The following is a 19,148-nucleotide window of genomic DNA, read 5'->3' on the forward strand; positions in this document are numbered from 1 at the left end:
CGCACATCTCGTAGCGTGAGGGCTCATTCAAGGAGATTGCCCATGAGCCAGAGCCCGTTGCGCCTTTACGTTGATTCGCTGTTCACCAGCCCCTACGCGATGTCGGTGTTCGTCACCCTGCGGGAAAAGGGCCTGGCCTTCGAACTGGTTACCCTGGACCTGGATGCCGCGCAAAACCAGACCGCCGATTTCGCCCGGCTGTCTGTGACCCAACGGGTGCCAACTCTGGTGGAAGGTGACTTTGCGTTGTCGGAATCTTCGGCGATCACCGAGTATCTGGAAGAGGCCTACCCCGAGACAGCGGTATACCCCGTCGATCCAAAGCAGCGGGCGAGGGCGCGGCAGGTGCAGGCGTGGTTGCGCAGTGATTTGCTGCCAATTCGTCAGGAGCGTTCCACGTTGGTGGTGTTCTACGGCCAGCAGATGCCGCCGTTGTCACCCGTGGCCGAAGCGGCCGCCAAGCGGTTCATCACTGGGGCGCAGGCGTTGTTGGCGGGTAACCCGACGAACCTGTTCGGTGAGTGGTCGATTGCTGATGTGGATCTGGCGATCATGCTCAACCGCCTGATCCTCAACGGCGACCGCGTACCGGCTGAGTTGGTGGCGTATGCCCAGCGTCAGTGGCAGCGGCCGTCGGTGCAGGAATGGGTCAATCAGCAACGTCCTGCGCTGTAGCGTTTGCGGTGATGTGTTCCACACGCCGATCCAGGTCTTCCCAATCGGCCATGCCCAGCACCCGCGTAGTGTTCAAGCCGCGCAGGTAACCGCGCAGTTGTTGGGCGCTGGCACAGACTTGGTCGGCGTCGGCGTTGATGTCCTGCAGCACGGTTTCATAGTCGACCAGGTAATCGGCGACCCGCTCGCGAAATTCCGGCAAGACGGCTTCACGGATGCGGTCGAAGGTTTTCTGGTGGGGCTTCATGGCGGCTCCTTATCGGTTTTATCGCAACACTATCGCTTCAGATAATAGTCACCATCACGCAACGCAAGTTCTGTTTTCGCACGGAAAGCGCAAAATCCCTTCATCGAGACGCTGTTCAAGGAAATGCGCGATGAGGACGATTATTCAGCTTGGTCTAATGATTCTGATGCTGGGTACGGTGGCAGTGAGCAACGCGGCCATCGCCGGCGAACTGCGTACAGGCCATTTGCTACCCATCGCCGGTAGCGTAAACTCCCTGCAGCACACGCAGTCAGTAGGTGTGTTGTTGAGCGACAATACTCGCGACAACCTCAGCTATCTGGAACGCTACCACGATATGGCCTTGAATGGCGCCAAGGATGCCCTCGACGGGCGTATCCGCCAGGCGTTCGTCAACAGCTCCGACCCGGAGTTGGCCATTGATTGGTTGATGAGTTCGCTGCAGGGCGCCTTTTTGTCGGTGACCGTCTACGACAACCTGGATGCCTTGGTGCAGGCTCATCCCGATGTAGTGGTGATGCTCGATACCCATAATCAACTGCTCACTCAGCGTAACGATCAGGTCGAGGCGCGCTTTATTGCGCGGTTCTATGACGCCGACCTGCAATACATCGCCAAGGCCGAAGGCTCGGTGCACAAACAGGTGCCGTCGGTGTGGGTCCGTGACAAGGACGCGCCGGAAATTGCCGCGCAGATCGAGCAGCAGCGGGATGTGCAGTTGGATGCTTTGAAGCAGTTTGATGCGTCGCTCAAGGCGCTGGTACGTGCCGGTTGATGTGAACGTTTATATTCAATATCAGGATTTTTTCATGCGCTCTTTTTTTGTACCGGCTACGGCTCTGTTGATGGCCGGCTGTGTCTCTGCCCCAAACACTCCAACCTTGACCCTGCAAACCAGCAAAGGCCCTGACGCCTATTTCCAATGCGTCTTGCCCAAGCTGGAAAAACACGGGATTACGTCGACCGTGACCCAGAACTCGCGCCACGCCCGCGCGGTGTTGACCAGTAAGATTGCGGCCGACGATGTGCTGGAAGCCTACAAGGCTGGAGAGGGCGCCAAGGTGTTCCTGTATGAGCGCAAGCCGCTGGCGTCGGCGTTAACGCCGTCGCGACTGGAGTTGGCGGCGCAGGAATGTAAGTAGCACACACATCCAATGTGGGAGGAGGCTTGCTGTGGTGAGCAGGCTTGCCCTGCGCTGGGCTGCGAAGCCGCCCCTCCCCACAGGTTGATGTGTACTCGACCTAGGCTTTGGCTTCGTTGCTGAAACTGTTGACGGTCTTGACCAGCCCTTGAGCCGCCAACGCCACCAATTCACCGCCTTTCTCCACCGTCGCCAGCGCCGGGTCCGAGCCCATGCGTCCATCGGGGAAGCGTGCACGGAAGTCCAGGGCTTCGCGGATCGGACCAGTGTTGGCGATATGCGGCGAATAGTCGGCCGACTTGATCGAGTCCGGATACGCCCACTGCGTCACCGCGATCTCTGACGGCGTGGCATGACTGCCGTGGCCTACCGGGAATTGGCGGTGGGCCAGGTCACTGACGCCTTCCAGGTCCCACCAGTTCACCAGCTTCAGGGCGAAGCCGGCGGGTCGACGGGCAAAACTGGCTTCGGCGTACAACTCGGAAAACGCCGCCTCGATGGTTGCGATATTCCCGCCATGGCCGTTGAGGAACAGGATCTTGTCGAAACCATGCCCGGCCAGCGAACGCACCCAATCGCCAATCGCGGCGATAAAGGTGGAAGGGCGCAAGGAAATGGTGCCGGGGAAACCCAGGTGATGCTGGGCCATACCGATATTGAAGGTCGGCCCGATCAGGATGTCGGCGTTTTTTTGCGCCTCAACGGCGATGATTTCCGGACACATCCAGTCGGTGCCCAGCAGACCGGTCGGGCCGTGCTGCTCGTTGGAGCCGATGGGGATCACCACCGTGCGACTGCGCTCCAGAAACTGCCCGATCTCGATCCAGGTCGATTGGTGTAGAAGCATTGAACGCTCTCTTTTATCTGTGGGGACAGGCTAACCGCCACGGATTGTACGACTACTTGCCACCTGTTGGGGTTTGCAATTGAGGTACGTCGAGGACTTCAACCAGCGCTGGTCGGGGTACCACGAAAACATAAACTGCCCGTCCTTGAGTTTATCCACCACCTGGCGCGCCACCTGCGGGCGCACCGCCGGGCAACCCTGGCTGCGGCCGATACGGCCTTCGCGCTTGCTCCACAGCGGGCTTACGTAGTCGGCGGCGTGAATCACGATGGCGCGATCACGGGCCTGGTCATTGAACCCCGGCTCCAAGCCATCCATGCGCAGCGAGTAACCGTGGGTGCCCAGGTAACTTTCCTGGGTGCGGAACAGGCCCAGGCTGGATTGATGGCTACCTTCGGTATTGGAGAACTGGGTGGCGAAGTTCTCCCCGGACTTGGCGCCGTGGGCCACCAGATCGCGCAGCACCAGGGTTTTCTTGCGCAGGTCGAAGATCCACAGCCGACGGGCGGTCGACGGCTGAGAATAGTCAATCACGGCCAGGCGCTCGGAGCGTTCCTCGCCATTGCTGACTGCGCACTGCATCGCGCTCAGGGCACTTTTCAGCACAGTGGGATTGAGTTCTGGAGCCGAGCGCGCCAGGCTGCTATACAAGGAAGGAGGGTTGCCATTGGCGGCGAGCGCAGAATTGCTCAATACAGCCAAACTCAAGGCGATCCCCAGGCGATACATAAAAGTCAGCATCTACAGTACATCTCCCCCACTGTGGATTGGAGCCAAGCCATTGTTCAAAAAACACGCATGTTACTTGAGCATTTGCCTGCTCGTTGCACCATTGGTCGCCACAGCGGATGCGCTGCCGGTGGAACCGCTGCCGGTCACGACCCCCGCGCCGGTGGACCTGGCCCCGTTGCAACAAGCCCTGGCGCAGTTGCCCAGTGTTTGCCCAGGCCTGGCGCCGCAGATCGACGCGCCAGCCCTTGCGCGCCTGCAAGCGTTCTATCAGCAGCAAGGCGATGCACCGTTATGGTCGGACGAGACGCGCCGCCAAGCACTCCAAACGCAATTGCTGATGCTCGCCGACGATGGCCTGGATCCCAACCACTATAGTCTGCCCGCGCCGCACGCCACGCAAAACGTACTGTGCAGCGATATCGACAGCAGCCAACACTACCTGCAAGCCCTCCAGGACTTGCACTTCGGCCGGCTTCAGCAATCGCGCTTCGAACCGCTGTGGCATTCCCAGCCTCCCACCCGCGATCCCAACACCGACGTGCTGGCCTTTGCCGCCGTCGGCTTGAATGACATGGCGCAAGCGTTCGACCAGGCCCGCCCCAGCGCAGATTTGTACCGCAGCCTGCGCAATGCCTATTCCACGGTGCGCCAGCAGCCATTGCCCCATTGGGAGGCGGTTGGCAGCGGCCCGTTGTTGCGTCCCGGCATGGAAGATCCACGCGTTCCGGAACTGGCGCGGCGGCTCTACAGCGGTGGTTATCTGCCCAGCGAACCGAAGGGCGCCGGCAAGCAATACCGTCCTGAGTTAGTCACGGCGGTGAAGGCTTTCCAGGTCAGCCACTCCTTGCAATCGGACGGTGTGATCGGCGCCGGCACCGTGGCCGAACTCAACATCAGCCCGGCCATGCGCCGCGAGCAACTGCGCATCAACCTTGAACGCTTCCGCTGGCTGGCCCAGGACCTGGAGCCCGAAGGCGTGCTGGTCAACGTCGCCGCCGCGCAATTGAGCGTGTACCAGAGCGGCATCCCGGTGTGGCAAACCCGCCTGCAAGTGGGCCGCGCCGAACGCCAGACGCCGCTGCTCAAATCCCGCATTACCCGGCTGACGCTCAACCCCACCTGGACGATCCCGCCGACCATCATGCGCGAGGATAAACTCCCGGCCATCCGCCTGAACCCTGAATACCTGCGCCAGCAAAACCTGCAAGTGCTCGACGCCGAAGGCCACCCGCTGGCGCCCGAGCAGATCGACTGGGCGCGCCCCGGCAATATCCTGCTGCGCCAGGAAGCTGGGCCGCGCAACCCGTTGGGCAAGATCGTGATGCGCTTTCCCAACCCGTACTCGGTATACCTGCACGACACCCCGAGCCAGCCGCTGTTCACCAAAGGCCCTCGCGCATTCAGCTCCGGTTGCGTGCGGGTGGAACAACCGTTGTTGCTGCGCGATCTGCTGGTCAGCCCGGCCGAACGCGCGCGCACCGATGAACTACTGGCCACTGGCGTGACCCATGAATTCAGGCTGTCCACACCGGTGCCGGTGTTGCTCGGTTACTGGACGGTCGAAGTCGACCGCCAGGGTGGGTTGGTCTACGCGCCGGATATTTACGCGCGGGACCTGGTGTTGATGAAGGCGATGGGCAGCGTGCTCTAGTCCCCGGTCAGTGCTCTTTCTGTGGTGAGCGGGCTTGTCCCGCGCTGGGCTGCGCAGCAGCCCCAAAACCTGCCACAACCCCAGCGTTTTGTGCCGTTTCAGGGGACCAGGTGCGATCAAACAGTGGCGCCAGCGCCACCTGATGACTGATGCCAATCACTGTGCATTCAGGCAATTGCTCACGCACCAGCACCAATAGGGCATGCGCACTGGCCTCGTCGAGCTGATTGGTCGCTTCATCCAGGTACAACGTATCCGGCGCATACAGCAGCGCGCGCGCCAGACCGATGCGCTGTTGTTCACCGCCCGACAGTTCCCGCGCCCATTCACGTTGTTCGTCCAGGCGCTTTACCAACCCCGGCAACCCCACCTGTAGCAGCACGGCAACCAAGCGCACGCCACTCGGCACTTCAACCGCAGGGTAAGCCAGCAACTGACGCAGCGGCATGCTCGGCAGATAAGGCTTCTGCGGCAGCAAAAGGCTGCGCCCTGGCGGCAATTGCCAGCCGCCCCGGCAATACGGCCAGATGCCCTGCAAGGTGCGCAGCAACGTGGATTTGCCGATACCGCTGCGGCCGGCAATCAACAGCCACTCCCCCTGAGCCACTTGTACTGACACATCGCCCAGCAGCAGGCCCGCGTCAGGGCGCAGTACATCCAGGCCGCTGACGCACAGGCAGTCGCCAATCACCGGTGCCTGGGCCTGGCAGCGGCTGGCGGCGATGGCGTGTTCAAACTGCCCCAGCCGTTCCACCGCCGAACTCCAGCGCATCAACTTCGGGTACAGCTTGATAAACCAACTGAGGGAGCCTTGCACCGCGCCAAACGCGCTGCGGATCTGCATCAACCCGCCTAACGTGATGGTCTTGGCCAGAAACGCGGGCAGGGCGGCAAACACCGGAATGATCAGGCTGACCCGTTCATAGCTGACGGTAAACAGGCTGAGGTTACGCTCGCGGCCCATCAGTTGCCGCCAGTTGTGCGCAATCGCCTGGAAACGCTCAGCCAGGTGCGCGCGCTCCACCGCCTCGCCCCGGTACAGGGCGATCTGTTCGGCGTGTTCACGCTTGCGCAGCAGGCTGGCACGAAAGTCAGCTTCATAGTGCTGGCGGTCCACGTTCAGGCGGTGCAGCGGACGGCCGACCCAGTGGGTGATCAAGCTGCCGGCCAGGGTGTAGAGCACCACAATCCACACCAGGTAGCCCGACAGTGTGATGCTGTATTCGCCGACGCTGAACGTCTGCACCCCCGACAGTTGCCAGAGAATGCTCATGAAAGCGCCGACCTGGGCCATGTTGATGATGAACGAAGCCACCAACTCCACACTCAGGTCGGCAACGATATCCACGTCCTCGCTGATGCGCTGGTCGGGGTTGTCCGGCTCGCCGTTCAGGCCCAGGCGGTAGAAGGCCTGGTCAGCGAGCCAGGCATGGGTGAACTGCTCGGTCATGGCTTGGCGCCAACGCAGCACCAAGGCTTTGCGCACCCAGTCCAGGGCGACGACGATCAGCACATAGGCGCCGAGGTAAATCACGTAGCGGCCCATCAGCGCGTACAGCGCAGGCGTGTCGAATGCGCCGAGGGTGTCGTAGAAGCTTTTGCTCCAGGCGTTGATCAAGACATTGATCTGTACGATCAACAGGCCCATGCCGATGATGCTGACCAGCATCAGCCAGCCCAGCCACTGCGAGCCCTGGCGCCAGAACGGCGCGGCCAGGCGGTAGAACGTACGCAGGCTCTTCAAGGGGCATCCACCTTTGGCAGGACGCGCAGCAGCACTTGGTTATTCGCCGGGAACAATTGGTTGGCCAAGGGTTTGAGCAATTCCAGGCGCAGGCCGTCCGGCAAACGGGTCTGGCGGCTCAGGTAGCGCGGGTCTTGCCATTGGCGTTCGCTGAGCAACAGGCGGCGCCATTGGGTGGTGGGATCGAGCAAGCGCTTTCGCTCCTGACGGCGCAGTTCCATACGTTCGTCAGCGACCCATTTCGCATCCACCGAACGGCCTAACTGCGCCAGAGTCTGCTGGGCCAGCGCCCACAGTTCGTCGGCGCGTTGGGGGTCGCAGGTGAAGCTCAACTGGCTTTCGATGCGCTGGGTGTCGGGGTTCAGTTCGCTGTCGAAGCGCAGGCGGTAGACGCCGGACGCCTCGCCACGCAGGCGTTGCTTGAGCTGCTGGTTGGCCAGTTCACGCAGGGCTGCGACACGGGCCGCCGCTTCGGGCGTCCATGGCTGTTCGCTGAAGCTGTTGGCTTCGAGTACCACGCGAGGTTCCAGGGCTACGGCGATGTCGGCGCGGCGTTGACCGGGTTTTTGCAGGGCAGGGCGGCCGGGTTGGGCAACGCCGCGCGGGATATTGGCCAGTTGCTCACCCACGGCTTTTGCCAGGTGCGCCGGATCCATGTCCGCCATCAGGTAGTAGGTGACCGGGGCCTGCGTGAGCTGCTGCCAGTCCTCATTCAGGGTGCTTGATTGCAATGCCTCCAAGGCGTGTTGATCCGGGGCTTGCCAGGTGTCGACGCCGTAGCGCAGTTCACGTCGGGCGGCGGCGATGGCGTCGGGTCGGGTGCTCACGCGGGTCAGCAGATCATCGCGGGCAGCGCTGAACAGTTCGCCATCGATCGGCGCGCCCACCTGGCTCTGGCGATAGCTTTGCAGCAGTGTGGTCAGGGCGACAATCGAGGCGTTTGAGCGGGCGCTTAATTGCAGGCGCGTAGCACTTTGTTCAAGGCTCAAGGTTGCCTTGTGCTGTTTACGCCACGCCTCCAATCCTGGCGCGCCACTCTGGTTGCCCAGTTGCGCCGCCATTTGCAGGCGCCAGGCGGGTACGTCGCGGCGCTCGTAACCGGCGGACGATTCGGCTTGCAGTCGCCATTGGCCGTCTTCGGCATTGCGGCGCAGCCAGACCAGGCTATCACCGTTGCTCAGTTGCCAGTGCTCGACCTGTTCAGCGGTAAAGCTGCGTTTGCCCAGCACCGAACCGGGGGCACCAGCCGATGGCAGTGTGAAGGTGGCAGCAGGCGGTGCCACCGGCGGGGCCGACTGCGGCGCTGCCAGTGATGAGAGGGCAATGGACGCGCGCAACTGTTGCACATCGTCCACCTTCGGAAGGCGCACCACACGGTTGCCCGGCGCGGTGAATTGCAGCACTTGGTCGGGGCTGTTCAGCCAACGGTTCAGGCGGGCATTGAGGGCTGCGAGGTCGATGGTGTCCAGCGCGTTAAGCGTGCGCTGGGCGATCTGATGCGGCGCGACGACGGGGCGGTTCTGTACGGCGGCATCGTTGAGCGAGGTCACCCATTGCTCGAAGGTGCGCGACTCATCCTTGGCCAGCATGGCGTCTGCCAATAAGCGGATTTTGCTCCGTTCCCGGTCCAGATCCTGCGCAGTCAACCCGTGTTGGCGCACACGCTCCAACTCGGTCAGCAGCTGCTTCAGGGCATCGTCATGATGAGCACCGTCAACACCGGCCGCGACACCCAGTACGCTGGAATACTCGCCGATCAAGGTCTTCTGCGCCGTAAGGCTGCGCACGCCGGTTGGCAGGGGTTGGCGGCGTAACTGGGCCAACAGCGCCGACAGGGCCATGCGGTCGACCAAACGCTCGCGGCTGGCTTCGGCCGTGATGCCACGGCTGTCCGGTTCGTGCAGGCGAAACAGCAGGGACACTTGGTTGCTGCCGGTTTGCGGGTCTTGCAGGCGGAAGATTTTGAGCTGGTTATCGAGAGGCAGTTCGCGGTGTTCACGTTCCGGTAGTGCCTTGGCGGCCGGGGCGCCGAAGGCCTGCTGGATCTGCTGCGTCAACTGCTGTGGCTCGAAGTCGCCGACCACCGACAACACCATGTTATTGGGTACGTACCAACGCTGTTGAAAGCGCTGCAAGGCACCGAGCGACGCTTCGCGGATCGCCGTTTCATTGCCGATGGTGCGGTGTTGTGGGTAACGCGAACCCACCCGTTGAGTGGCCGCGCGTTGGTCATTCATGCGTTGGGCCACGCCAAGGCCGCCGCGCCATTCTTCGATGACGATGGGGCGTTCGCGCTCAAGGTCTGCGGCGTTGTAATCACCCGCGAACACCAGTTGCGCAAGCTTTTCCAAGGCTATGGGTGTTTGCGTGGTACCGGCCATGGGGCTGAGCAGGTACTGGGTGCGGTCATAGCTGGTCATGGCGTTGTAGTTGCGGCCCTGCACCCAACCCAACGCGGTCATCTGCGCACGCAGGTCGGTGGCTTGGCCCGCACGGCTGCGGAAGGTCAGGTGTTCGAGCATATGGGCCACGCCCACCTGGTCGTCGTCTTCATCCACCGAGCCGGCGCGCACGGTCAGGCGCAGGTCCAGGCGGCCGGTTTGGGTGCTGTCCTGCACCAAGCGGTATTCCAAGCCATTGGCCAGTTGGCCGCGCATTACCTGGGGCGCCCACGGCAGCGGTTCTTGGGTGACGGGCGATGCGCAGGCGCACAGCAGCAGTGGGCCGAGCAGGCCTGCAAGTAACTTATTCATCAAGGGTTCCAGGCTAATCAGGTGGCTGGTTAGAAGCGGTAGCCGACTTCGAGCCAATATTGGCGGCCGACTTCATAGGTGACGGTCGAGCTGCCACTGCCGACGATCTCGTTGACGTGGTCGGTGACGTTGGTGATGTCCACCGCGGCGAACAGCGCCTGCTCCTTGCCCGTGGGGATTTCCCAACTGATGCGCATGTCCCACGTGGGGGCGGCCTTGACCGTCGCGGCGTCGTACACCGCCAGGTCATCGCCGTCGACGGTCACGGTTTTACTGGTGCTGACGATCTGTTCGTAGGGGCCGCGATAGCGCAGGAAGTTACTGACGGTGAGGTTCCACTGTGGGATCTCGGTGATGGTGGTCAGGCGGGCTGTCCAGGGGCGATTGAAGTCGCTGGCAGGCAGGTCGCTATAGGCCATGCGCTTGCCGTCGTAGATCACGTCAGCATCGGCGAATTCATCGGCGTCGATACCTGACTCGTAAGTGCCGTAGGCGTCTTTGGTGCGTGACCAGTCAAAGGCTGCTTGCACGCTGGTGCGGGTGCCTTGCCAATTGAATTCCCCTTTGGGGGTGATGGTCAGGCTGATGTTATCGCTCTCGCTGGAAGCTTGGTTGGTGTAGGTGTAGTAGATGCTGTCATAGCCGGCTTGTGCTCCAAGGCCCAGCACGCGAGAGGAGGCTTTGACGATTTTGTCCTTGCCTTCGCGGTGCACGTACTTGAGGCGAAAGTCGGTGTCGAGCCAAACCTGATCAAGCCCCAGGGTCCATTCGTCATCGTAGGGCACCTTGAGGTCGGTCAGCTTGTTCAGGTTTTCCACTTGAGTGGAACGCCACGCGCCGTCTTGGGTGGTGCGGGTGTAGAGCGTGTTAAAACCCTGGCGACCGTCGGCCAGGCGGTATTTGAACAGGTTGCGGCCGTAGTAGCGGTTGACGCCGAATACCAGCACGGTACTGCGGTCACCGAAGAAGTCGTAGTCACCGGCAAAACGTGGGGCCAGGTTCTGTTGTTGCATGTAGTCGTCGCCTTCCAGGCGTAACCCCGGACGCAGGCCGAGCTTGCCGATCTGCATCGCGTCTTCGACGAACACTGCGTATTTGTTTTCCGTCAGGTCGATCTTGCCGGCGCCGTACTCCAGGCGCGTACCGGCCCACTGGCGGGTGGACCCGTTGAGCAGCGTACCGATGGAACACAGGTTGTCGTTGTTGGCGCAGGTGGCAATGCTGTCGCGCTTGTTGATGGTGGCGGAGGTGGCCATTTTTTCCCGCTCCCAGGTCGCTTGGGTGCGGGTCAGTTGCAGGCCGGTGACCACTTTGTGTTCGGTGCCCGCCCAGTTGAAGGCCTGCCAGTCAGCCTTGAGTTTGTAGTCGATGCTGCTCTGGGTCTGGTCCAGGTTGCCATAGGCACCCTCGCCACTACGGGAGTTGGTAGTTTCCGGGCGACCCCAGTCTTTGGTCGTGGAGTAGAACCAGGCGATCGCGTCATTGGATTCGGAGCGGCGCGAGCTGTTGAGGTCGCTGACCGCCAGCGTGTGCGACCAGCGCGCCGTGTCGCCTTCCCATACGGCTTTGACCGAGCCCTGCCAGCCGCCGTTGATGTTGGTGAAATCAGCGTTGCGGTAGTTTTCGCGGAAATAGGTGTTTTCCTGGGGCGCCTGGATAAATGAACCGTCGAGGCTGAGCCTGTCGTTGACGTTCCAGTAGGACTTGACCATGTAGTTGTCGAGTTGACGCGTCTGGTCCCGAGTGTTCTCGCCGGTGGGGCTGTTGTAGCCCCCGGTGTAGGTGTTCAACGGAATGACCGAGCGCTTTTGCGAGAAGCTCAGGATGCCGCCGAAGTCTTCGGTCAGGTGGCCTTCGAGTCTGCCGCGCAGCGTCGTCTTCTCGAACTCGGGCTGGTATTGCTCGTTGGATGCGTTGTCGAAGTTAGCTTGGTCTTTTTCGGTGATGTGGTAACTCGTCCACGCCGACCGGCTCATGGAATAGGAGAATTTACCGTGCAGCGCCTGCGTGGGCCGACGGGTGATAGCGTCGACTACACCACCGTTGAATCCCCCATATTCGGCGGGCACGTTGCTGTCGTAGACCGTCACTTCCTGCAGCAGGTCGGCGTCCAGGGCGATGCCGTGGGAGCGACTCGGTGCTGCATCGAACTGACGGGTTTCGCCGTAGCCGTGGGCGCCGGGGTCGAGGTCGTTGTTGATCGAGATACCGTCGATCATGAAGTTGTTCTGGTAGAACTTGGCACCGTTGATGCTGATGTCCGCCGGGTCGATTTCTCCGGGGGTCTTGGAACTCTGCTGCGCACCGCTGAACTGCACGCTGGGGTGCATTTGCAGCAGCGTGGTGATGTCGCCATTGGCGCCGGGGAAGGCCTGGATCGCCTTTTGATCAATAACGGTGGCGCCCTGGAACGAGTTTTCCTGGGTGAAACCCAGCACCACCGTGCTGTCCAGCATTAAGGGTTCACCGGCAGCGGCATTGGGCAGGCGATGGAATACCAGCGCGCCATCCTGATAGCCCCAGCCGATGCCGGTCCCTTGCAACAGGTAAGCGAGGGCAGCGTCGTTGCTCATGTCGCCATTCACACCGGGGGAACTCACGCCCTTGAGCAGCTGCGGGTCAACGCTCACTTGCTTGCCGCTCTGTAGGCCGAAGGCGATCAAGGCGCCGGCCAGCGGCTGCGGCGAGATGTTGAACACGTGGCCCGAGGCGGGCGCATCGGGTTGCGCCAGGGCCAGCGGCAGCGGGCCAAATGCGCAGCAAAGCCCGAGCACGCTGGCGGCAGCACCTTTTTTCAGGCGCAGCGGCCACGTGCCCGGCGTACCGAACGGGTGAAGGGTGTGTGTCATGCAAAGATCCCCGCGCCGGCACAAAAAACCGGCCAGTCAATGAATACGAATAAATCTCAATTGCTGCGCGCGGGACAGAAGACGGGACAGCGCGGGGGATTTTCAGAAAAAAGCTGAATTATTTTTAAATGCCGGGAAATTACTTGCTCAACACCAGCAGCCACGGGCTGTAGGCGCTGACTTTTGCGCCGTAGGGTTGCAGCACGGCCTGCAGCGCCGCCTTGGGTTTGCGCAGGTCGTAAACCCCCGTGACCCGCTGCGCACCCAGTTGCTTATCGCGCAGCACAATGATGGCGGGTGTATAGCGGCGCAGTTGTTCCAGTACCTCGTTGATCGGCAGGTCATCGGCAATCAACTGGCCCTGACGCCAGGAAGCAGCCTGGCTGGGGGAAAAACTGCCGAGTTCGGCGCGCCCGGCGCGCAAGGTGAGGCGTTGCCCCGGCACCAGGCTGGCGAGGGTGCGGCGGGCTTGCGCATCGGTGACATTGACCGAGCCTTGTTGCACGGCGACGCTCGGATCATCCGGCGTGGCATTGACGTTGAACGCGGTGCCGGTCACGGTCACGCGCAATGTCGTGGTCAATACATGAAAGGGTTTGCTCTTGTCCGGCGTCACCTTGAAAAACGCCTGGCCGGTCAGCAATCGCACATCGCGGTGATTGTCGGCGATGTCGACGGCAATCGCCGAATGGCTGTCGAGTTGCACCACGCTGCCGTCACTGAGGGTGATGTCGCGGGTTTCCCCAGCGCCGGTGCGGTAATCGGCTTGCCAGCGCAGCAGCAGGCTCGGCGCCAACGCCACCACCAGACACGCCGCGATGGCAGCGGCGACCCAGCGTCGAACCCGGCGCGGGCGGGCGGTGTAACGCTGCAGTTGCGCTGCGGGCTGTGGCCAATGTTCTGCGCTGACCGGCGCTACATGCCCAGTCAACTGCCATACGCGTTCAGCCTTGCGATAGGCCTTGGCATTGGCCTCGCTGGCTGCGCACCAATCGGCCACTTGCCCACGCAGGTCCGCATCCAGCGGGGCCTGTTGCACGCGCATCAGCCAGTCCAGGGCCTGGTCGCGGCGGGCGTTGGCGCTATCCTCGGTGGGCATGAATGGCGTATCTCCGCAGGCAAAAAACGGCGGGCAGGATCCCATGGATTCGCCCTTCACCGCAAAAGACGCATCAGCAGAGTTTTTTTTCAGAAAAGTTTTGGTGCGCTCAGTCATCGTCCACCTCCAGGCAGTCCATGCAGTGGCGCAGCGCGTCGTGAACCAGTTGATGCACCAATGCAGTCGACACCCCCAAAGCGGCGGCTACCTGTTGCAACGTGAACCCGCCCAGCCGATGCATTTCAAAAGCGCGGCGGGTGCGCTCGGGCAATTGGGCCAAGGCGCGGGAGATGGCTTCCAATTCATTCTGGCTGCTCACTTCACGCTCAGGGGAGGCGCTGCTGGAGGGCAAGTCGTTGAGCAATTCGTCGCCACCAGGCTGCACCCGCTCGGTGGCGGTGCGGCGCGTCAGGTCCAGGGCAAGGTTGCGCACGATGCGGTACAGGTAGCTGGCCGGGTGGCGGATATCGGCCTGCTCATCCTGGCCGCTGAAACGCAACCAGGCTTCCTGCACCACGTCCTCGGCGCGCGCGCGGCAGCCCACGATGGGCGTGGCATAGTCCAGCAGCGCGGCCCGGTGGGTCAGGTAAAGCTGGAGTTTTTCATCCGCCAAGAGAGTCAGCTGCCTGCGCGCGACTGTGCCGCGTGGCACAGACTGGGAAGTGAGAGGGCGCGGAGTTTAGCGGTGGTTGATAATGGTTATCAACAACTTGATCGCTTTTGTTGCGCGGCAATCAACGGCGCAAGTGCTTGAGGAGCTTTTCAACAGCCTGCGCCGCATCGATCTGGGCGGTGTCGACCGTCAATGGCGCGTCATTCCAAGGTTCGTATTCATGAACCAAGACCGACGGCCAGCTCGGCGCGATTAGCCCTGGAATATCGCTCTCACGGCTTTCGACGCGGCGTTGGTGCTCGCGCGTATCAGAGCAAACGATTTGGATATCGACCAACGCCACCCCCGCCGTTGCGGCAGTTGCTCGCCACGCCGCGCGGCTTTCCTGCACCGGGTTCACGCAGTCGGCGACCACCGTATGCCCCAACTGCAAGTTGCTCAAGCCCAGAGCGTTCGCCACGCCATAGCCGCTGGCGCCCGGCACCACAGCTGCATCGCGAAGCGCTTGCTCGATGACATCGATGCGCAGGTAAACCGCATTGAACCGGCGTGCCAGTTCGCGGGCAATCGTGGTCTTGCCGGTGCCGGGCAAGCCGCTGAAGACGATAAGCATGGTTCGGTCCTTCGATAGGTCACAGGGGCGGGTTCAGGGTATCCTCCACTTCTTCCACAGGTCGACCCCAGGACACTCCATGCCCTTGCAGTTCGTAAAAATGCACGCCCATGGCGATGACTTCATCATCGTCGACTGCCGTGGCCTGGACGACCCGATCACCCCACAGATCGCCCGCCGCCTGGGCAATCGCCACACTGGCATCGGCTTCAATCAACTGGCCGTGGTGCTTGATTGCGAAGATGCCGTCGCGCGTATCAAGTTCTGGAACCCCAACGGCACAGCGCTGCAAACCTGCGGGAGCGCCACCCGAGGCGTGGCCGACCGTTTGATGCATGAAATCGGCGGCGATTCGGTTGTGCTGCGCACTGACCGTGGCCTGCTGACCTGCGTGCGCGAGTCGGAGCGGCGGGTGTCGGTGAACATGGGCGAGCCGTCGTTGGACTGGGCATCAGTGCCGCTGGCCGAGGCCATGGATACGGGCACCTTGCCGATCGACGGCAGCCCGGCGGCGTGCAGTATGGGCAATCCCCATTGCACGTTTTTTGTCGACGACATCAACGCCATCGATGTGGCAGCAATAGGCCCGGCGTTGGAACTTCATCCGTTGTTCCCGGCCAGGACCAATGTGCATTTTGTGCAGGTGCTGGATCGTGGGCATATCCGCCTGCGCATCTGGGAGCGTGGCGGTGGCGTGCCGTTGGGTTCCGGTTCGTGCTGTTGCGGGGCGGTGGTCAATGGCATCCGGCGCGGCTTGCTGGATGCCACGGTGCAGGTGCAGTGCGATGGCGGCACGGTCACCGTGCACTGGGCGGGCGAGGGCGGCGTGGTGTTGACCGGCAGTGTCGAGCCGATCATGCAGGGCAGTGTCTATCTGTCCTGAAACTTCACCGTAAACGTGGTGCCGGCGTTGGCGCAGGAACTCACCGCCACATCGCCGCCATGCACTTTGGCCAGCTCGCGCACGATATACAGCCCCAGGCCCACACTGCGTACGTCACTGCCCTGGTCGGTGCCGCGGGTCATGGGCTCGAACAGCCCGGTCAGCAAGGCTTCGGGAATTGCCGGGCCGTGGTTGTGCACGGCGACTTCACACGCGCCATCACCCAGGTTCGAGGTGATGGTGATGGGCAGCAGCGGGTCGCCATAAGCCACGCTGTTGGCCACCAGGTTGCCGATGATCTGCTGCACACGGTCTGCGTCCAGACACGCGCCGCCACTGCCTTTGGCCTGATGCTCCAACGTCGCTTTGGGGAATGCCACACGCAGCTCATCCACCGTGCGATGAATCACGTCATGCAGGTCCAGCGGCGCCGCCTTGATGCTGATGCCCTGGCCGACCCGGGCCTGGGTGAAGTCCAACAGGTCGGCAATCATGCGTTGGGCGCGTTCGGATGATTGGCCGATATGCCCAAGTAGCTGGCGTTCTTTGGCGGTGCGCTCGCCACGGTTGAGAAAGTCCGACGCCATGCGGATCGCCGTAAGGGGGTTTTTCAGGTCATGGCTGACAATCGCAACCATCTGCTCGGCAAACAGTGCGCGGCGCTGGGCAATGGCGTAGGCCTCGCTCAGTTCGGCCTGTGCCTGGTGCAGCGCCAGTTCGGTAGCGGTCTTTTCCTGCAGCAGCGCTTCGGCCAGGTTGCGGGCGTTGAGCAACTCCCGCTCGTACTTGTCCCGGTCGGTGGTGCCGAACAACGCCAGGTCGTGCACTACAGCGCCGGCCTGTTCGCGTTTGTTGCCGTTGAGCAGCACGGTCACCTTGTGCCCGTCGTGGTGCAGCATGTCCAACTTCACTTCGGTGACGCTGCCGTGCATGCGCAGCATCGGCGCCAGGTGGGTCTGGTGGAAGATCCGCCCGCCTATGGTCAGCAGGTCCTGGAAGCGATGGCCGCACAACTCGGCATTGCTGAACCCCAACCAATCACTGAAGCGCGCGTTGGCTTGCAGGATCGTGCCGTCTTCCGAGGTGACGGCCAGGGCGCAGGCGGCGCTGTCGAACAGCTCAGTGGGCACGGGAAACCGCCCAAGGCGCGAGGAATGTGTCCATGGCCGCCGCACAGGCTTGCGGCGCGCTCATGTGGGGGCAGTGGCCGACGTTAGCCACCAGGCAATAGGTGCTGTTGGGCAACACGCGGTGCAGGTATTCGCCCACGGCCACGGGGGCAATCAGGTCGTCGCTCGATTGCAGGATCAACACCGGGGTGGTCAGGCCGATCACGTCCTGGCGGTTGTCGGACATGAAGGTGACGCGCGCGAATTGCTTGGCGATGTCCGGTTCGGTGCGGCAGAAACTGTCGGTCAGTTCGTCACTCAGCGCTGGTTGCCCAGGCGCGCCCATGATCACCGGAGCCATGGCGCTGGACCAACCGAGGTAGTTGCTGTCGAGGGTGTCGAGCAGGTCGTCGATATCGCTGCGCTTGAAGCCGCCTACGTAGTCATCGATATCGATATAGCGCGGTGAGGGACCGATCATCACATGGGCAGCGACACGGCCCGGGCTCAGGCGATCGGCGAGGGTGCCGATCATCGCGCTGACCGAGTGCCCCACCAGAATCACCGGGCCTTCGGCATAGGCGTCGATGATCTCGTTGAGGTCGCGGGCGTAGCCTTCCAGCACGTTGTATTTGGCCTTGTCGAAGGCGCTCAGGTCAGACAGACCGGCGCCCACCAAGTCATACATCACCACGCGAAAGCGTTCTTCAAACTGCGGTGCCAAGTATTTCCACATGGCCTGGTTGCAGCCGAATCCATGGGAAAACACCAGGGTCGAAGCCCCACGGCCCATCACAGTAACGTTGTTGCGGTGGCGTAGGTCCATGTGGGTCCCGAAATTATGGCGTATTGCTATATACGCGGCAGTTTAGATAGTCATCGGCGTGGGGTCACGCGTTATAGCGCTGATAAGGTAAAGTCGGCGCCTTCAGGAAGAAACTTCAGGTAACAAACATGATGCGGTGGTTACGGCAATCTCTCTCGATTCTGCTGGTAGTGGTGTTCACCAGCCCGTTAATCAGCGCCCAGGCTGACACCTCGCCGATTGGCATCGCCCTTGACCAGCGGGTGATCGACCTCACCAACACCCTCGACACCAGCACCACCACTCGTCTGAAAGAGCAGCTCGCCGCCCTCGAACAACGCAAAGGCGCCCAGGTGGCCGTGTTGCTGGTGCCCTCCACTGGCGAGGCGAGCATCGAGGATTACGCCAACCAACTGTTCCGCGCCTGGAAACTGGGGCGCAAGGACGTCAACGACGGCATCCTGCTGGTGGTGGCCAAGGCTGATCGCAAGGTGCGTATCGAAGTGGGCTACGGCCTGGAAGGCACCGTCACCGACCTGTTGGCCCACCGCATCATTGAGGAGCACATCACGCCGGCGTTTCGTCGGGGCGACTACGTGGGCGGCATCAGCCAAGGCGTGGACGATCTGGTCGTGCTGGTGGACGGCGGAGAGTTGCCTCAGGTGACAGCCCCCGGCGTTGCGCCCGAGGCCATCGCGGTGTTGCTCGCGTTTATCGTTGGTGCGATTGGCGGCGTGCTGATGGCCGCGCGCAAGCTGGGTTGGCGCGGGGCGTTAATCGCCACGGCAGCCGTCACCGTGTTGCTAGTGGTGTTCGCCGGTGGCCGGGAATGGCCGGTGTATCTGCTGGTATTGCCGCTGAGCATCCTGATTGGCGGCGCCACCTTCGGCGCATTGTGGCTGGCGCGCACGGCGTTCTACTGCGTGATGGGGGTGCTGGCCTATGTCGTCGGTGTGGTGATAGCCAACCGGTTTGTAGAGGTCAGTTATGTCCATTGGCTGGTCTGGCCGTTTGGCGGGGCGTTAGTGCTGGGCTTATACCTTGGGTTGTACTTCGTCATCAAAGCATCCTGGAAAAAGAGCCCGCGCTTTTTCCTCCTGCGTGCGTTGGCGGTCACGGCTGTCTACGTTGCCGCAGGGATACTGCTGGGGCACGGTTACCAGGGCTGGATCGTGGCGATCCCCGTGGCCTCCTTCGTGGCGTTTATTGTGTTTGTGCAGAGCATTGCCAGTTCCGGGGCGGGTTCGAGTCGGAGCTCCGGTTCAAGCTCCAGCTCTAGTGGCTCCAGCTCCAGCTCTAGCTCCAGCTCCAGTGGCTCCAGCTCCAGCAATTCCTCGGGGGGCGGCGGTTCCAGTGGCGGCGGCGGGGCTTCGGGGAGTTGGTAAG

General features: G+C 62.1%; 17 protein-coding genes. 6 read left to right on the plus strand and 11 right to left on the minus strand.

Annotated elements, in window-relative coordinates; genetic code table 11:
* Positions 1 to 42 precede the first annotated feature (42 nt).
* On the plus strand, positions 43 to 675 hold the full coding sequence (gene yfcF, locus CKW32_RS07705) for a glutathione transferase (protein ID WP_095184489.1): 633 nt from the start codon (positions 43 to 45) through the stop codon (positions 673 to 675).
* Here yfcF and CKW32_RS07710 read toward each other — a convergent pair.
* Positions 650 to 922, minus strand: a complete 273-nt coding sequence (locus CKW32_RS07710; RefSeq protein ID WP_032889487.1) for a hypothetical protein — start codon at positions 920 to 922, stop codon at positions 650 to 652. The two genes, yfcF and CKW32_RS07710, sit on opposite strands and share 26 nt — an antisense overlap.
* Positions 923 to 1,052: 130 nt before the next feature.
* Between CKW32_RS07710 and CKW32_RS07715 the strand changes: the two genes are divergently transcribed.
* The gene (locus CKW32_RS07715) at positions 1,053 to 1,697 is read left to right on the plus strand and encodes a hypothetical protein (protein ID WP_032889485.1); all 645 of its coding nucleotides are present in this window, start codon (positions 1,053 to 1,055) and stop codon (positions 1,695 to 1,697) included.
* Between the two features lie 34 nt (positions 1,698 to 1,731).
* Positions 1,732 to 2,064, plus strand: a complete 333-nt coding sequence (locus CKW32_RS07720; RefSeq protein WP_095185009.1) for a hypothetical protein — start codon at positions 1,732 to 1,734, stop codon at positions 2,062 to 2,064.
* 100 nt (positions 2,065 to 2,164) lie between these two features.
* Here CKW32_RS07720 and CKW32_RS07725 read toward each other — a convergent pair whose 3' ends face one another.
* Together CKW32_RS07725 and CKW32_RS07730 are read right to left on the minus strand one after the other, a co-directional pair.
* The gene (locus CKW32_RS07725; protein WP_095184490.1) at positions 2,165 to 2,911 is read right to left on the minus strand and encodes a creatininase family protein; all 747 of its coding nucleotides are present in this window, start codon (positions 2,909 to 2,911) and stop codon (positions 2,165 to 2,167) included.
* A 30-nt stretch (positions 2,912 to 2,941) separates the two neighbouring features.
* Positions 2,942 to 3,652 (minus strand): murein L,D-transpeptidase catalytic domain family protein, encoded by a 711-nt coding sequence (locus CKW32_RS07730; RefSeq protein ID WP_032889480.1) that lies wholly within the window; start codon positions 3,650 to 3,652, stop codon positions 2,942 to 2,944.
* A 40-nt stretch (positions 3,653 to 3,692) separates the two neighbouring features.
* On the opposite strand from CKW32_RS07730, the gene CKW32_RS07735 reads away from it, so the two are divergent.
* The gene (locus CKW32_RS07735; RefSeq protein ID WP_032889478.1) at positions 3,693 to 5,294 is read left to right on the plus strand and encodes a murein L,D-transpeptidase; all 1,602 of its coding nucleotides are present in this window, start codon (positions 3,693 to 3,695) and stop codon (positions 5,292 to 5,294) included.
* A 7-nt stretch (positions 5,295 to 5,301) separates the two neighbouring features.
* On the opposite strand, the gene CKW32_RS07740 is transcribed toward CKW32_RS07735, so the two are convergent.
* The 6 genes from CKW32_RS07740 to CKW32_RS07765 all read right to left on the minus strand — a co-directional run bounded on the left by CKW32_RS07740 (position 5,302) and on the right by CKW32_RS07765 (position 14,965).
* Positions 5,302 to 7,038, minus strand: coding sequence for an ABC transporter ATP-binding protein/permease (locus tag CKW32_RS07740; RefSeq protein ID WP_095184491.1), 1,737 nt, complete (start codon positions 7,036 to 7,038; stop codon positions 5,302 to 5,304).
* On the minus strand, positions 7,035 to 9,791 hold the full coding sequence (locus CKW32_RS07745) for a M16 family metallopeptidase (RefSeq protein ID WP_095184492.1): 2,757 nt from the start codon (positions 9,789 to 9,791) through the stop codon (positions 7,035 to 7,037). Before CKW32_RS07745 ends, CKW32_RS07740 begins: the two co-directional genes overlap by 4 nt.
* Positions 9,792 to 9,820: 29 nt before the next feature.
* Positions 9,821 to 12,640, minus strand: a complete 2,820-nt coding sequence (locus tag CKW32_RS07750; RefSeq protein ID WP_095184493.1) for a TonB-dependent receptor — start codon at positions 12,638 to 12,640, stop codon at positions 9,821 to 9,823.
* Between the two features lie 139 nt (positions 12,641 to 12,779).
* On the minus strand, positions 12,780 to 13,739 hold the full coding sequence (locus CKW32_RS07755) for a FecR domain-containing protein (RefSeq protein ID WP_177434258.1): 960 nt from the start codon (positions 13,737 to 13,739) through the stop codon (positions 12,780 to 12,782).
* 109 nt (positions 13,740 to 13,848) lie between these two features.
* A complete protein-coding gene (locus CKW32_RS07760) occupies positions 13,849 to 14,352 on the minus strand; it encodes a sigma-70 family RNA polymerase sigma factor (protein ID WP_032889474.1) in 504 nt (167 codons plus the stop codon).
* A gap of 121 nt (positions 14,353 to 14,473) precedes the next feature.
* On the minus strand, positions 14,474 to 14,965 hold the full coding sequence (locus CKW32_RS07765; protein ID WP_095184494.1) for an AAA family ATPase: 492 nt from the start codon (positions 14,963 to 14,965) through the stop codon (positions 14,474 to 14,476).
* Positions 14,966 to 15,044: 79 nt separating this feature from the next.
* Here CKW32_RS07765 and dapF point away from each other — a divergent pair, with 79 nt between their 5' ends.
* Positions 15,045 to 15,848, plus strand: coding sequence for a diaminopimelate epimerase (gene dapF / locus CKW32_RS07770; protein ID WP_095184495.1), 804 nt, complete (start codon positions 15,045 to 15,047; stop codon positions 15,846 to 15,848).
* On the opposite strand, the gene CKW32_RS07775 is transcribed toward dapF, so the two are convergent.
* Positions 15,836 to 16,978, minus strand: coding sequence for a PAS domain-containing sensor histidine kinase (locus CKW32_RS07775; RefSeq protein ID WP_095184496.1), 1,143 nt, complete (start codon positions 16,976 to 16,978; stop codon positions 15,836 to 15,838). The genes dapF and CKW32_RS07775 overlap by 13 nt on opposite strands.
* Entirely contained in the window at positions 16,968 to 17,783 is an 816-nt protein-coding gene (locus CKW32_RS07780; RefSeq protein WP_095184497.1) for an alpha/beta fold hydrolase, read from the minus strand. The genes CKW32_RS07775 and CKW32_RS07780 overlap by 11 nt, the downstream gene beginning before the upstream one ends.
* Before the next feature lie 128 nt (positions 17,784 to 17,911).
* Here CKW32_RS07780 and CKW32_RS07785 point away from each other — a divergent pair, with 128 nt between their 5' ends.
* Positions 17,912 to 19,147 carry a YgcG family protein gene (locus CKW32_RS07785; protein ID WP_095184498.1) on the plus strand — a complete coding sequence of 412 codons (1,236 nt, stop codon included), beginning with the start codon at positions 17,912 to 17,914 and terminating at the stop codon, positions 19,145 to 19,147.
* The last annotated feature ends 1 nt before the right edge of the window (position 19,148 follow it).

The sequence above is a fragment of the Pseudomonas sp. Irchel 3H9 genome, from assembly GCF_900187495.1.
In the GTDB taxonomy this organism is placed as follows: domain Bacteria; phylum Pseudomonadota; class Gammaproteobacteria; order Pseudomonadales; family Pseudomonadaceae; genus Aquipseudomonas; species Aquipseudomonas sivasensis.

Coding starts and splice junctions, on each gene's coding strand:
- CKW32_RS07725 (WP_095184490.1), bottom strand. CDS start 2,911: ATGCTTCTACACCAATCGACCTGGATCGAGATCGGGCAGTTTCTGGAG.
- CKW32_RS07720 (WP_095185009.1), top strand. CDS start 1,732: ATGCGCTCTTTTTTTGTACCGGCTACGGCTCTGTTGATGGCCGGCTGT.
- CKW32_RS07780 (WP_095184497.1), bottom strand. CDS start 17,783: ATGGACCTACGCCACCGCAACAACGTTACTGTGATGGGCCGTGGGGCT.
- CKW32_RS07755 (WP_177434258.1), bottom strand. CDS start 13,739: ATGCCCACCGAGGATAGCGCCAACGCCCGCCGCGACCAGGCCCTGGAC.
- CKW32_RS07715 (WP_032889485.1), top strand. CDS start 1,053: ATGAGGACGATTATTCAGCTTGGTCTAATGATTCTGATGCTGGGTACG.
- CKW32_RS07785 (WP_095184498.1), top strand. CDS start 17,912: ATGATGCGGTGGTTACGGCAATCTCTCTCGATTCTGCTGGTAGTGGTG.
- CKW32_RS07710 (WP_032889487.1), bottom strand. CDS start 922: ATGAAGCCCCACCAGAAAACCTTCGACCGCATCCGTGAAGCCGTCTTG.
- CKW32_RS07730 (WP_032889480.1), bottom strand. CDS start 3,652: ATGCTGACTTTTATGTATCGCCTGGGGATCGCCTTGAGTTTGGCTGTA.
- yfcF (WP_095184489.1), top strand. CDS start 43: ATGAGCCAGAGCCCGTTGCGCCTTTACGTTGATTCGCTGTTCACCAGC.
- dapF (WP_095184495.1), top strand. CDS start 15,045: ATGCCCTTGCAGTTCGTAAAAATGCACGCCCATGGCGATGACTTCATC.
- CKW32_RS07750 (WP_095184493.1), bottom strand. CDS start 12,640: ATGACACACACCCTTCACCCGTTCGGTACGCCGGGCACGTGGCCGCTG.
- CKW32_RS07765 (WP_095184494.1), bottom strand. CDS start 14,965: ATGCTTATCGTCTTCAGCGGCTTGCCCGGCACCGGCAAGACCACGATT.
- CKW32_RS07745 (WP_095184492.1), bottom strand. CDS start 9,791: ATGAATAAGTTACTTGCAGGCCTGCTCGGCCCACTGCTGCTGTGCGCC.